Below are 13,407 nucleotides of genomic sequence, written 5' to 3' on the forward strand. Positions count from 1 at the left end.
CAGTATTGATTCAGCGTGTTTGAATGTTTTATAACAGTATTCACTACTTAAACGAGACATGATAATGCACAATCACGTTAAAACATTATTAGCCACCACCGTACTCTTTTTTGGCACGCAATTATTACCAACGACAGTATCCGCAAATTCAGGTTGCGCGTTTGAAGAAGATCAGCAGGGCTTTATTGCGACATGCAGCGAGGAGAAACAAGAAGTGATTTTAACTGGCGTCATTGAACCACAAACTTTAACAACAACATTACCCGGCTACGCCGATGGCTTTGCAAGTTATCAAGTTGATGCGCAAGCAGTAGCAACACTTAAAGCCATTGATGAGCCAACGCAAATCACCGTTATTATTGGTACCTGGTGCCCAGATTGCCATCGTGAAACCCCACACTTTATGCGCGTACTTGAAGCTGCTGCCAACCCTAATATTCAAGTTGAATACATTGGTGTTGACCGCAGCAAACAAGACCCTGAAGGGTTAGCCGCTAAGTATGCATTTAGCCGCATTCCAACCTTTATCGTTAAGCAAAATGGTAATGAATTAGGCCGTATTGTTGAACGCCCAAAAGTCACCTTAGAAGCTGATCTAGTTGAAATATTAAAATAAATATCTTTAGCATACGCGTTTAATAAACCATAAAAATAGGTCGCCATGGCGACCTATTTTTATGTTCAAAATGCCCAAGTCATTCATTATCAAGTTGCTTAGCAGCAATGCGATCGGCCAATAGTTGCAATACGCCTTCGCGCAGTGCTCCACCAGCAAGATGCAAACTGCTGATAGACAAGCTTTCAAACAATGCTGTCAGTATCGCAACACCGGCAGCAAATGTAGGTGCTTGTTCAGCATCAAGGCCGTTAATGCCAGCTAAACTCGCATCACTTTGCGCCAGAATCTCTGCCTTAAAAGCCAATAAGATCTGTTGGGTGATAATCGCTGAGCATTGTCTGTGTTGTAGCACTGACACCACCGATTGCACGGCACCTGAAGCACCAAGCACAGCCTGCCACCCCAACGACAGCAATTGCTCGCGATGTTCACTTAGCATGACATTGACGTAATCAATGGCTTGCTCAAAATCAATATTTTGTAATGGATACTGATTAAAAAAGCGTTGATTAAATAACACGCAGCCCATCGGCACACTGGTTTTAAACAACACTTTGCTGCCATCACCAATAATAAACTCGGTACTGGCACCACCAATATCAATCACTAAACGGCGACCATCACCTTGTGTAGTGGCAACCATACCTTGATAAATCAACTCTGCTTCACGCAGACCTGAAATCACTTCGATAGGGTGTTGCAAGATGGGCAATGCACGACGATGAAACTCATCGGCATTATTGATAACGCGTAATGTCGCCGTTGCAAATACGGCGACGTTATCGATAGCGACATGGTGCTGCTCAAGCATTGATGCAAACATGGCTAAACAATCTAAACCACGCAGCATAACGTCTTCAGACAAATTACCATCGTCACCAATACCTTCAGCAAGGCGCACTTTACGTTTATATTTGGCGATAACCGTAGGTTTATTACCTACGGTTTGAGCAACTAACATATTAAAACTGTTAGAGCCTAAAGTTATCGCCGCATAAGACTGAAATACGTTCGACACTGGCATTTATTGTGGTCTACGAGTCCTGTGGCGCGGTGGACGGCTATTGCCACCACTACGATGTGCGCCTTTATTTGCACCGCCATCACGGGTACGTGATGTTGGGTGCTTACGATGGATACGCACTGGTGGTGGAATATCATCTAACAAAGCAGCTTGATCATAATTAGACACAGGAATCGAATGGGCAATATAGGTTTCAATTGCGGGTAAGTTAAGTGCATATTCTTCACATGCAAAACTCACCGACACCCCCGTTTTACCCGCACGACCTGTACGGCCAATACGATGCACGTAATCTTCACAGTCATCAGGTAAATCGTAGTTATATACGTGTGACACATCAGAGATATGTAACCCACGTGCAGCAACGTCGGTTGCCACTAAAATATCTAAATCACCTGTCGTAAACTGCTCTAGAATACGGATACGTTTCTTTTGCGGTACATCGCCCGTTAACAACCCAACACGATGTCCATCACCTTCTAAATAAGACCATAACTTTTCACAGCTATGTTTTGTGTTCGAAAACACAATGGCTTTATCTGGCCAATCTTCTTCGATTAGCGAAAGCAGTAAGCGCATCTTGTCTTCCATCGACGGGTAGAAAATTTCCTCTTTAATGTTTTTAGAGGTTTTTTCTAACGGCGCGATTTCAACTTTTTCAGGGTCATTCATGTGATCATAAGCTAATTCCTGCACTTTCATCGAAAGCGTGGCAGAAAACAGCATATTTAATCGTGACTGCGCATCAGGCATTCTGCGGAATAAAAAGCGAATGTCTTTAATAAAGCCTAAATCAAACATGCGATCGGCTTCATCAAGCACCACGGCTTGAATGTGATTTAAACTAATCACACCCTGGCGAACGTAATCAATAATACGTCCGGTGGTACCAATTAAAATATCCACACCCTTGTCGAGCACTTCTCGTTGGGTTTCATAGCTTTCGCCACCATAAACAATACCGACTTTAAGGCCGGTATGTTTAGCGAGCAAATTAGCATCTTTGGCAATTTGGATCGCCAGCTCGCGAGTTGGCGCCATGATAATTGCGCGGGGTTCAGTTGCTTTGCGGCCCTCTGGCGCTGCAACGGTAAGCAAATGGTTAAATGTGGCCACTAAAAAGGCCATTGTTTTACCGGTACCGGTTTGGGCTTGTCCGGCAATGTCTTTTGCTTTTAGTAAAATAGGTAAAGATAACGCCTGAATTGGCGTGCAAAACTCAAACCCGTTTTCATTTAATGCCGCAAGTACTTCAGGCTTTAAAGGGAAGTTGGCGAATTTTTGGGTCGATAAATGTGTTTGGCTCATAGCACAAGCATACCTGTAGGGGTTGCAAAAAAAGATTCGATCGTTTGAAATAGCTACATTATTAAAACGGTCTCTTGAAAAGCTATTTAACTGACCCAATATACATGGTAAGCCATTAATAAACTAGCAATGGAACCAAATCTGGAGAACAACATGAGCGATAAAATTGTATACCTTAGCGATGACAGCTTCGAAAACGACGTATTAAAGTCTGATTTACCGATTTTAGTAGACTTCTGGGCTGAGTGGTGTGGTCCTTGTAAAATGATTGCCCCAATCTTAAATGACGTTGCTGATGAGTATGCAGGCAAGTTGACAGTGGCTAAATTAAACGTTGACCAAAACAACGTGTCTCCTGCTAAGTACGGCGTACGTGGTATTCCTACCTTGCTTATGTTTAAAGGTGGCGAGCTAGTGGCAACTAAGGTTGGCGCACTATCTAAAACACAATTAAAAGAGTTCATTGACGCTAAAATCTAAGCATCAATTGTCTTAAAAGTGTTAATCGGCACAAGTTTTATACAATTTGTGCCGTTTTTAGATTAAAATTAGCCTAAATTTCTGGACGGACAAGTCATATAGTGCTAATTTATTCATCAGATTTTTTCAAATAACCTCTTCTCGTTTATCAATCATATATTTCTTTTCAACCTTACTGATTGATTGCGGTAAGCTTCGTCGCGTAACACAAGACTCCCATACATGAATTTAACAGAATTAAAAGACACGCCCATTTCGGATCTAGTTTCTCTCGCTGAAAGCATGAAATTAGAAAACATGGCTCGTACTCGTAAGCAAGATATTATCTTCTCTATTTTAAAAGCTCACGCTAAAAGCGGAGAAGACATCTTCGGTGGCGGTGTATTAGAAATCCTCCAAGACGGATTCGGGTTTTTAAGAAGTTCAGACGGCTCATACCTTGCGGGTCCTGATGATATCTACGTATCGCCAAGCCAAATTCGCCGCTTTAACATGCGCACCGGTGACACCATTTTTGGTAAAATCCGCCCGCCAAAAGAAGGCGAAAGATATTTTGCACTGTTAAAAGTCAACGAAGTTAACTTCGATAAACCAGAAAGTTCTCGCAACAAAATCCTGTTTGAAAACTTAACCCCACTTCATGCTGAAGAACGCTTGCGTATGGAACGTGGTAACGGCTCAACAGAAGACATTACCGCGCGTATTCTTGATTTATGCTCGCCTATCGGTAAAGGTCAACGTGGTTTGATTGTTGCTCCGCCAAAAGCGGGTAAAACCTTATTACTGCAAAACATTGCGCAAAGCATTACCTATAACAACCCTGATGTGGTGTTAATGGTATTGCTAATTGACGAACGCCCTGAAGAAGTAACCGAAATGCAACGCCTTGTAAAAGGTGAAGTGATTGCCTCTACCTTCGATGAGCCTGCAAGTCGTCACGTGCAAGTAGCCGAAATGGTTATCGAAAAAGCCAAACGTTTAGTTGAACACAAAAAAGACGTGGTGATTTTGTTAGACTCTATCACTCGTTTAGCCCGTGCTTACAACACCGTTATCCCATCGTCTGGTAAAGTATTAACCGGTGGTGTTGATGCTAACGCCCTGCACCGCCCTAAGCGTTTCTTTGGTGCTGCGCGTAACATTGAACACGGTGGCAGCTTAACCATTATTGCAACTGCGTTGGTTGATACCGGCTCGAAAATGGATGAAGTAATTTACGAAGAATTTAAAGGTACTGGTAACCAAGAGTTACACCTTTCTCGTAAAGCTGCTGAAAAACGTGTTTTCCCAGCGATTGATTTCAACCGCTCTGGTACACGTCGTGAAGAAAAACTCACGACACCAGATGAACTTCAGAAGATGTGGATTTTACGTAAAATCCTTCACCCAATGGACGAAGTTGCTGCAATGGAATTCTTAATCGATAAATTGGCGATGACCAAAACCAATGAAGAATTCTTTACTGCGATGAAACGCGCTAAGTCTTAATTCCGTCGATTATCGAGTAATAGACTCAAAAATGCCGCTAACCTAGGTTAGCGGCATTTTTATTTATCTGTTTCACATGCGTTCACGATTTCATTAATAGAATGAGTATTACTCATCCTCATCTGCTACATCAGGGTGGCTTGTTGCATCAAATTGTTCAACTTGTGCAAATTGGCCAAACCAAAACTCTGAGCTAACCATGTGATACTGCCGAGTACCCTCTTGCGTAGACACTAACTCAAGCTGCCATAAAACCCCCTCTGCCTCTGGGAATTGATTACCACTTATTTGATCTTCATATAAACGGTGCATTAAGGCGTCTGGGCTTAATCCACCAGCCAATAAACGCACCATTGCGGGGTGTAAGGATTGATCGAACATGGTTAAATCATCGGTATTTTCAGCGGTAATATTAACGCTAAACTCAACCCCGGTAGGCTGAGCAAACACACCGTTAAATGCTTCGCGCAGTAACGCATAGGCACTAAAGAAACGTTCATGAAACAAGCAGTCTGAGTATTCTTCCCACAGTCTGTCACTGGCCATATCATTAGCAAGCTGGTCAATTTTGCCTTCGGTAACTTCACCTGAAAATAAATGAGTCAGTACCATTTTTGCGGCTTCAACCGTGCCTAAATCATTGAGCGACATCATGCACATTTCTCGTAGCTCGGCAGAATCCATACCCTCTAAGCCATCATCAAGGCCCATGAGCGCCATAAGCTGTAAATAAGCATCATTTGACCAGGCGTTGGGGATTTTATTGATTTTATGAAATGAGCCAATTTGAACAGTAAATTGAGTTTGCATTGTTAAACTCCTTTTTAAATCGCTTTCTATCGCGAATCACTGTAGAAAAAATCTACACGTTAACAATACTGCATAATCCATTAAAAACAAAACAGCCGCTTACTGCGATCATTCACGCAGTAAGCGGCTGTTTAGAATATAATCAGTTAAATTATATTAGTGACACTAATGCTCATTTTGCGACGAAGATACGCTATTTGCTGCATATGCGGTAAATCTTTAGGGCATGCATCTTGGCAACCTAATAACGTCATGCAACCAAATACCCCATCTTGATTACCAATCACATGATAAAAATCATCACTGGTGCGACTGTCGCGACTGTCGAGTTCAAAGCGGGCAATTTTCATTAAGCCTACCGCGCCAACAAAGGTGTCACGCATTTGCTTAGTGGCACACGCCGATACACACACACCACATTCTACGCAGCGCTCAAGCTCATAAAGTTTGGCCGCTTCTTCTGGCGCCATAGGCGCTTCAATACGATGAATGTCCATGTCAGTATCGTTGGGTTGTAACCACAACTGCAAACGTTCAGCTAATTCACGCATAAACTTACCGGTGTTAACAGATAGATCACCAATCAACTCAAATCCCGGTAATGGCATTAAACTCATTTCAGCACTTGGGAAGTTAGCGGTAAGCGTTCGACACGCTAACGTTGGTTTACCATTAATGACCATGGCACAACTGCCACAAATTCCTGCTCGGCAGACAAAATCAAATTGCAGCGATGGATCTTGCGTCTCGCGTATTTTATTTAATGCTATAAATACCGTCATGCCTGGGGTTTCGGTAATATAATAATTAACCATTTGTGGTTTATCGTTAGGGTCTTGTGGATCATAACGAAATATTGAAAACGTCAATTGACGGGCTTGACTCATTTGGCGGTATCTCCTTTAACATCGACGTTATCAAACAACCTTTGGTTGGCTGGCATAAAATCATCGGGTAACGCAAAAGGCATAATAGCCGCTTGTCTTGCCACGCGATCGCTTGGGTTATCTAAGTCTGCCAATATTTGCTCAATTTGCTGCTGGCGTATCACGGTATCAGGATGAGCAATGGCATTGTTAGTACCATAACCTCGGTATCCTGGTGGTAACTCCATAGACAGCACATCAATTGGTTCATAGCTTAGTGTAGGCTCTAATGCGTTTTCATCAGGCCACGAGCTGAGTGTACGATTAAGCCAATCACGGTCATTTCGTTCAGGATAATCTTCACGCGAATGCGCTCCGCGACTTTCTGTACGAGCTCTAGCACCGCTGGCTACGGTTAACGCCACCTTTAACATGCGCTTGACTCTTAACGCGTCGACTAACTCAGGGTTAGCGTGACGCTTTTTACAGGTTAAGCCAATATTACGTGAACGCTTAAGCAGTTCACTTAACTCATTAACGGCTTGATCGAGCTGAGTGCCATTACGGAAAATACCGACGTAATCCATCATAATTCGCAGCATTTCTTGCTTGATTGTCATTGCTTTTTCGGTGCCATCACCGTCAATCAACTCAGTAATTTCACTGTCTATTTGCTGACCAAACTGCTCAATTAATTTGGTATCAATGGTTAAGGTTGCTTGTTGGCAAAAATCTGCCACATATTGACCAATGATCATCCCGCCCACTACGGCTTCAGCTAACGAATTACCGCCTAAACGATTAAAACCATGCATATCCCAACACGCCGCTTCACCGACACTAAACAGCCCTGATAACTGCGGGCTTTCACCATTAGCTTTTGTGCGAATGCCGCCCATTGAATAATGTTGTGTTGGTCTCACAGGGATCCAATCTGTCACAGGGTCAATGCCTAAAAAGTGCTGACAGATCTCTTTGACTTCGCGCAAATTGGTATCGATGTGTTTCTTGCCAAGCAAGGTGATGTCTAACCATAAATGTGGCCCATAAGGGCTATCGACACCTTTACCTTTGCGCATGTGCTCGGTCATTCGTCGCGATACAACATCGCGCGAGGCGAGCTCTTTTTTATCGGGTTCGTAGTCAGGCATAAAGCGGTGACCATCTTTGTCACGTAATACGCCGCCGTCACCACGACACCCTTCTGTGGTTAAAATCCCTACAGGCACAATGGCCGTTGGGTGAAACTGTACCGCTTCCATATTACCCAGTGTGGCAACACCAGTTTCTAGTGCTAATGCCTGGCCAATGCCTTCACAAATAATCGCATTGGTCGACACTTCATAAATACGGCCGTAACCGCCGGTTGCAATGGTGGTCGACTTAGCCACATATGCACGTATTTCACCAGTAATTAAGCAGCGAGCAATCACCCCGTGACAACGTTCGCCATCGTGGATAATTTTCAGTGCTTCCATGCGCTCATGAACTGGAATGCCCATTGAGATCGCACGGTTATCGACAGCGTATAATAATGAATGCCCTGTACCATCGGCGGTATAACAAGTACGCCACTTTTGAGTACCACCAAAATCACGAGCGTTAATTAAGCCATGGGCTTCTTTTGCCTCGGTTAAGGTCACTTTTTGCGCATTAACAATAACCTCGCGATCACCTTGGCTCACTCGGCTCCACGGCACGCCCCAATGGGCTAATTCGCGTACGGCTTTAGGCGCGCAATGGGTAAACATTCGGGCAACTTGCTGATCGCAGCCCCAGTCAGACCCTTTAACTGTATCTTGAAAATGCACATCTTCATTGTCGCCCATTCCTTTTACGGTATTAGCTAAACTGGCCTGCATACCGCCTTGCGCGGCAACAGAATGAGAGCGTTTAGCCGGAATAAGTGACAGTACTATGGTATCAAGCCCACGCTCTTTAGACGCGATCGCGACCCTAAGGCCAGCCAAACCAGCCCCGACAACTAAGGAATCGGTATAAATAATTTTCACAACATATCCTTATTACAAACCAGGCACAAAAGGCACCACAGGCAAACTCAATGAACGACCAATAATGATATAAGCCACTAGACTCGCAACACCCAACACCATTAAATAAGCCAGCATGACTTTAGCTAACTTTAATAATGCAAAGCGTTGAGTGACCAGGCCCCATTTAACCGAAACCCGATACAAACCAAATATGGCGTGTATGGTGACCGCCGGTAATAACAGCACATACAACACCCAAGCATTTTGATAGACCACTCGCTCAGCTGATAAATGTGGGCCAATTTCAGGGTTAGTGATCATGGTAAACAGATGTACTGGCACCAAGAAAAACAATAAAAATCCACTGATCATTTGCCAGAACCAAATTTTGGTATCTTCATGAGGTAAAAATTTCATCTGTTGACGCAGAGCTCGCCACTGGCCAATTTGAGTAGGAAAACGTCTTAATGCAAACACGGCATGAATAAGTACAACCAACAACATTACGACAGAAAAGATTTGCGTAAGAATGGGAAAACCATGTCCGGTTTCACTAAAAATACCGCCTTCGAGAAATTGCGCTACCTGATAAAAAGCCTCTTTACCCAGTAAAATACTCGACTCAAAATGCAAATGCATAATAAGGAACAAACCGAGTAACACACCCGAGGCACTTTGCAATCTATCTGCTCGAGCCGCCCAAATAGGATGCGAAAATCCCTTAGCGGTATAACGACTCAAAATATTTTTTGCAGGTAGAGGGTTTACGGCCATAAACATTACATCCTGTGCTGACACAATAAGAGATAATGAACATAGCAAGTCTTTCAACGCTACAGCACTGTTCGCAAAACAATACGTGACAACGCTCACTTTTATTTACAGTTAGTTAGACACTGGTCACAAATACAGCGCAATTCGTCTACAGGGTTTTACAAATAAGGCAGATAAACTGTCGACGAAAACGCACAAATGCGGGTGGTTTGGGTATAATAGTCGCCAATTACATTGTTTTATTATCGATTAGGAATATTCCATGGCTTGGATCCAATTGCGCATTCACACCCATCGCGACCATGCAGATATGCTTGGTGACTTATTAATGGATCAAGGTTCAGTTTCCATCACTTATGAAGATGGCCAAGACGAGCCGATTTTTGAGCCTAAATTAGGCGAAACCCCACTGTGGCAAGACACTATCTTAATCGCCTTATTTGATGCCGAAACCGACTTAGCACCGACTATCGAGTTTTTAGAAACCATGCCATTTTTAGGCAAAGGTTTTACCCATAAAATAGAACAAGTTGAAGACAAAGACTGGGTACGTGAATGGATGGACAGCTTCCACCCAATTCAATTTGGTCAACGCCTATGGATTTGCCCAAGCTGGCGTGAAATTCCAGATCCAACAGCGGTTAACGTTATCTTAGATCCTGGCCTCGCTTTTGGTACCGGTACTCACCCGACTACAGCCTTATGTTTAGAATGGCTAGACAGCCTAGATTTAGCAGACCAGGAAGTGATCGACTTTGGTTGTGGTTCAGGTATTTTGGCCATTGCAGCCATTAAACTTGGGGCCAAAAAAGTCACTGGTGTTGATATTGATTACCAGGCCATTGATGCTTCAACGGCCAATGCCGAGCGCAACGATGTCGCCGACAAACTAGCGTTATACTTACCAGAAAACCAACCAGAAAACCTACAAGCTGATGTCTTGGTTGCCAACATTCTGGCTGGGCCACTCAAAGAGTTAGCGCCACTGATTGCAGAAAAAGTTAAAACCGGTGGCCAACTGGCATTATCAGGGTTACTTAAAGAGCAAGCTCAAGAGGTTTCTGACTTTTACAGCCAATGGTTTGATATGGCTCCAGCATGCCATAAAGAAGACTGGAGCCGCTTAAATGGCATCCGTAAATAAACTCCTGCTTGCCGATTAATGAGTAAAAGTGGGTTGTTTTACATACAAAACAATCCACTACATTTTATTTACAGTATGCTTTTCATTTTTTAACAAACTATTCTCTGTTTTTTCTGCCAACCTGCTTATTTTTACAGCGCATTTTTCCTAAAAAATCTTAGTGTCAATAAAAAAGGTGAGCTACAGCTCGCACCAGCACTCGTACATCCCGAAAAAACGCTAATTATTAGTCAAAGTTGTGACAGCCCATAAAAGTCAAGCAAAAAAGTTGCATTTAGGTCATTTATTGACCTTTTCATGACCGTCAAAAAGGGCTACTATAGCGCCCCTTTGAAGAGCAAGGTGAAGTTCGCAATGCAAATTGGCCCGTATCAACTGTCGAATCAGCTGATTGTGGCACCAATGGCAGGTGTCACCGATCAAGCCTTTCGAAATCTCTGTTTACGTTATGGCGCTGCCTTAGCTGTATCAGAAATGCTTTCATCAAATCCTGAGGTTTGGGACAGCGATAAAAGCCGCCAGCGCATGACGCATTCTGGTGAAGAAGGTGTACGCTCCGTACAAATTGCAGGTGCAGATCCTGAGTTAATGGCTAATGCCGCAAAGTTCAACGTTGAACAAGGCGCGCATATCATTGATATCAATATGGGCTGCCCGGCAAAGAAAGTGAATAAAAAGTTTGCTGGCTCAGCGCTGATGCAAAGCCCCGACTTAGTCAAAGATATTTTGCAAGCCGTGGTGAGTGCCGTCGATGTGCCTGTAACGTTAAAGATTCGCACAGGTTGGGAACCTGAACATCGTAATGGTGTTGAAATAGCCAAGATAGCTGAAGATTGTGGCATCGTCTCGTTAGCCGTTCACGGCCGTACAAGAAAATGCATGTACAAAGGTTTTGCCGAATACGACACCATCAAAGCCATCAAACAAAATGTCTCAATTCCTGTTGTCGCCAACGGGGATATCGACAGTCCGGAAAAGGCCAAGTTTGTGCTTGACTATACCGGTGCCGATGCCCTGATGATAGGAAGAGGTGCACAAGGAAGGCCCTGGATTTTTAAAGAAATCCTACATTATCTGGAAACAGGTAAAAAGTTAGCGCCAATTAAGGCTGACGAGCAACGCACAGTGATGCTCGAACACCTTAACAAACTTTACAACTTATATGGCGAGTATAAAGGTGTCCGATTTGCTAGAAAGCATGTCGGGTGGTACCTAAACCATGAGGAACAGCGCCAATTTCGTGCTGACTTCAATCGGATTGAAACCGCTGCCCAGCAACATTCCTTAGTGGAATGTTATTTTGATGAATTAGTTTAGAATTTAATAAAGAGCAGAATAGAATGTTTGATCAGACAACTAACACAGAAGTTCACCAGCTTACCGTAGGCAAAATCGAAACAGCAAACGGCACTATCAAGCCGCAGTTATTACGTGACGCAGTTAAACGTGCCGTAACTAACTTCTTCTCTCAGTTAGACGGTCAGGAAGCTTCTGAAGTATATGAAATGGTATTGTGCGAAGTAGAAGCGCCTTTACTAGACATCATTATGCAACACACTCGTGGCAACCAAACGCGCGCTGCTAATATGTTAGGTATCAACCGTGGTACTTTACGTAAGAAATTAAAGAAATACGGCATGAACTAAGACCTCGCGTCTCAGTGATTGTAATAAAACGGGCTTATCAGCAATGGTAAGCCCGTTTTGTTTTTAATTATCCGCATAATTTTAAAAAACATAAAACAACCAATTTACAATAACTTAAGATTGATTTTCGTTGTGGGTTTAATTTATTTTCAATTTTTTAAAAAATAATTGGAATAGAATCTGTCGTTGTCTCGTTATCACTGTGTCAATCACGACAACAACGAGGGAACTACAATGAACACATTATTCAAACCTACTTTAATCGCACTAGCCTGTTTTTCAACAATGGCCATGAGTGCTGAAATGTCTGTTTCAACCTCAACTTCTGCACAAGCTGATGCGCAATTTAGCCAAGATCAATCAACACAAATGAGTGTTAGCGTTAACCTTCAAAATAGTAACCAAGCTGCAGCATCTAATGATATCGCAACCTCAGATACCGCCAATGAAAGCAGCACTGATATGAGCGCAGAGCAAACAGCAGCTAATGATACTGACAGCGCTGAATCTAGCGAAACAAATGATGCTGACTCAATGACTGCTGAATCATCAACATCAGCTAACGGCGAATTAACACTATCAATGCCGACGGAAACGCTAACGGCAGTCAACTCATCAATCAACTCAAGTGTTGACACCACAATTGCCAATGTCGATTCTGTGTCTCAAATTGCCAGTTCACAACTTAGCGCCTTAGCGAATGGCGGCGTGACACTTGCGACTGAACTTAGCGGTCAAACTGAGGCGGCGGCTGAAATGGCAGCAACACAAACGCTAACATCGGCCTCTACCGCTGTTGCCACAACAGCTGATACATCTGCTGAATTAAGTGCAAGCTCAGTTAATACTGCGTTAACTGCGGTAAACTCAACTGAACTCGCTTTAAACAGTGCAGCAGATAGTGCAACCGAGTTAGCAACGACCAGCGCAATCAATAGTGCGGAGCAACTTCAAAGCAGCATGACAGCCAATACCCTTGCGACCACCAGCAGCGCCGTGTCAGCATCAACGAGCGCTGCAGTGTCACAAGCCACCTCTGCCACGGGCAATGCCAGTGCATTAACTGCTGTTCAACAGCAATTACAGGCAAGTGCGAGCGAGTTAGTTCAACAAAATGCACGTGAACAAGTGACCCAAGCCGTGAGTCAAACCGTAAGTGCTGAAGTAAATAATACAATCCAAAATACGATTCGATTAACCAGCGGTTTATAAGCGCTTAATCCTACCTCGTTTATGCCGGCAATATTGCCGGCT

The 13,407-nt window shown here is 43.5% G+C and carries 13 protein-coding genes; 7 read left to right on the forward strand and 6 right to left on the reverse strand.

Translation table 11 applies throughout. The features are described 5' to 3' along the window. The first annotated feature begins 64 nt into the window (after window positions 1–64). Window positions 65–616 carry a thioredoxin family protein gene (locus tag IEY48_RS07615; RefSeq protein ID WP_188918924.1) on the forward strand — a complete coding sequence of 184 codons (552 nt, stop codon included), beginning with the start codon at window positions 65–67 and terminating at the stop codon, window positions 614–616. Window positions 617–695: 79 nt separating this feature from the next. On the opposite strand, the gene IEY48_RS07620 is transcribed toward IEY48_RS07615, so the two are convergent. Both IEY48_RS07620 and rhlB read right to left on the reverse strand, forming a co-directional pair. Continuing rightward, window positions 696–1,643, reverse strand: a complete 948-nt coding sequence (locus tag IEY48_RS07620) for a Ppx/GppA phosphatase family protein (protein WP_188918926.1) — start codon at window positions 1,641–1,643, stop codon at window positions 696–698. Continuing rightward, window positions 1,644–2,951: an ATP-dependent RNA helicase RhlB gene (gene rhlB / locus IEY48_RS07625; protein ID WP_188918928.1), complete on the reverse strand. Its 1,308-nt coding sequence runs from the start codon at window positions 2,949–2,951 to the stop codon at window positions 1,644–1,646. A gap of 153 nt (window positions 2,952–3,104) precedes the next feature. Here rhlB and trxA point away from each other — a divergent pair, with 153 nt between their 5' ends. Beyond that, on the forward strand, window positions 3,105–3,431 hold the full coding sequence (gene trxA, locus IEY48_RS07630; RefSeq protein ID WP_188918930.1) for a thioredoxin TrxA: 327 nt from the start codon (window positions 3,105–3,107) through the stop codon (window positions 3,429–3,431). A gap of 222 nt (window positions 3,432–3,653) precedes the next feature. Next, window positions 3,654–4,919, forward strand: coding sequence for a transcription termination factor Rho (gene rho, locus IEY48_RS07635; RefSeq protein WP_188918932.1), 1,266 nt, complete (start codon window positions 3,654–3,656; stop codon window positions 4,917–4,919). A gap of 108 nt (window positions 4,920–5,027) precedes the next feature. On the opposite strand, the gene IEY48_RS07640 is transcribed toward rho, so the two are convergent. The 4 genes from IEY48_RS07640 to IEY48_RS07655 form a co-directional block, all read right to left on the reverse strand. Next, the gene (locus tag IEY48_RS07640; protein WP_188918934.1) at window positions 5,028–5,729 is read right to left on the reverse strand and encodes a hypothetical protein; all 702 of its coding nucleotides are present in this window, start codon (window positions 5,727–5,729) and stop codon (window positions 5,028–5,030) included. A 146-nt stretch (window positions 5,730–5,875) separates the two neighbouring features. Beyond that, window positions 5,876–6,616: a fumarate reductase iron-sulfur subunit gene (locus tag IEY48_RS07645; RefSeq protein WP_188918936.1), complete on the reverse strand. Its 741-nt coding sequence runs from the start codon at window positions 6,614–6,616 to the stop codon at window positions 5,876–5,878. Then, entirely contained in the window at window positions 6,613–8,607 is a 1,995-nt protein-coding gene (locus tag IEY48_RS07650; protein ID WP_188918938.1) for a fumarate reductase flavoprotein subunit, read from the reverse strand. The genes IEY48_RS07645 and IEY48_RS07650 overlap by 4 nt, the downstream gene beginning before the upstream one ends. Window positions 8,608–8,619: 12 nt before the next feature. Beyond that, complete coding sequence (locus tag IEY48_RS07655) at window positions 8,620–9,363, reverse strand: fumarate reductase cytochrome b subunit (protein WP_188918940.1); 744 nt, start codon at window positions 9,361–9,363, stop codon at window positions 8,620–8,622. Window positions 9,364–9,625: 262 nt separating this feature from the next. Here IEY48_RS07655 and prmA point away from each other — a divergent pair, with 262 nt between their 5' ends. The 4 genes from prmA to IEY48_RS07675 all read left to right on the forward strand — a co-directional run bounded on the left by prmA (window position 9,626) and on the right by IEY48_RS07675 (window position 13,365). Next, window positions 9,626–10,507 carry a 50S ribosomal protein L11 methyltransferase gene (gene prmA, locus IEY48_RS07660; protein WP_188918942.1) on the forward strand — a complete coding sequence of 294 codons (882 nt, stop codon included), beginning with the start codon at window positions 9,626–9,628 and terminating at the stop codon, window positions 10,505–10,507. Between the two features lie 354 nt (window positions 10,508–10,861). After that, window positions 10,862–11,824, forward strand: coding sequence for a tRNA dihydrouridine synthase DusB (gene dusB, locus IEY48_RS07665; RefSeq protein ID WP_188918974.1), 963 nt, complete (start codon window positions 10,862–10,864; stop codon window positions 11,822–11,824). Between the two features lie 23 nt (window positions 11,825–11,847). After that, entirely contained in the window at window positions 11,848–12,153 is a 306-nt protein-coding gene (gene fis / locus IEY48_RS07670; protein ID WP_011635942.1) for a DNA-binding transcriptional regulator Fis, read from the forward strand. 234 nt (window positions 12,154–12,387) lie between these two features. After that, window positions 12,388–13,365: a hypothetical protein gene (locus tag IEY48_RS07675; protein WP_188918943.1), complete on the forward strand. Its 978-nt coding sequence runs from the start codon at window positions 12,388–12,390 to the stop codon at window positions 13,363–13,365. Window positions 13,366–13,407 lie beyond the last annotated feature (42 nt).

Source organism: Shewanella saliphila (assembly GCF_014648295.1).
GTDB lineage: Bacteria > Pseudomonadota > Gammaproteobacteria > Enterobacterales > Shewanellaceae > Shewanella > Shewanella saliphila.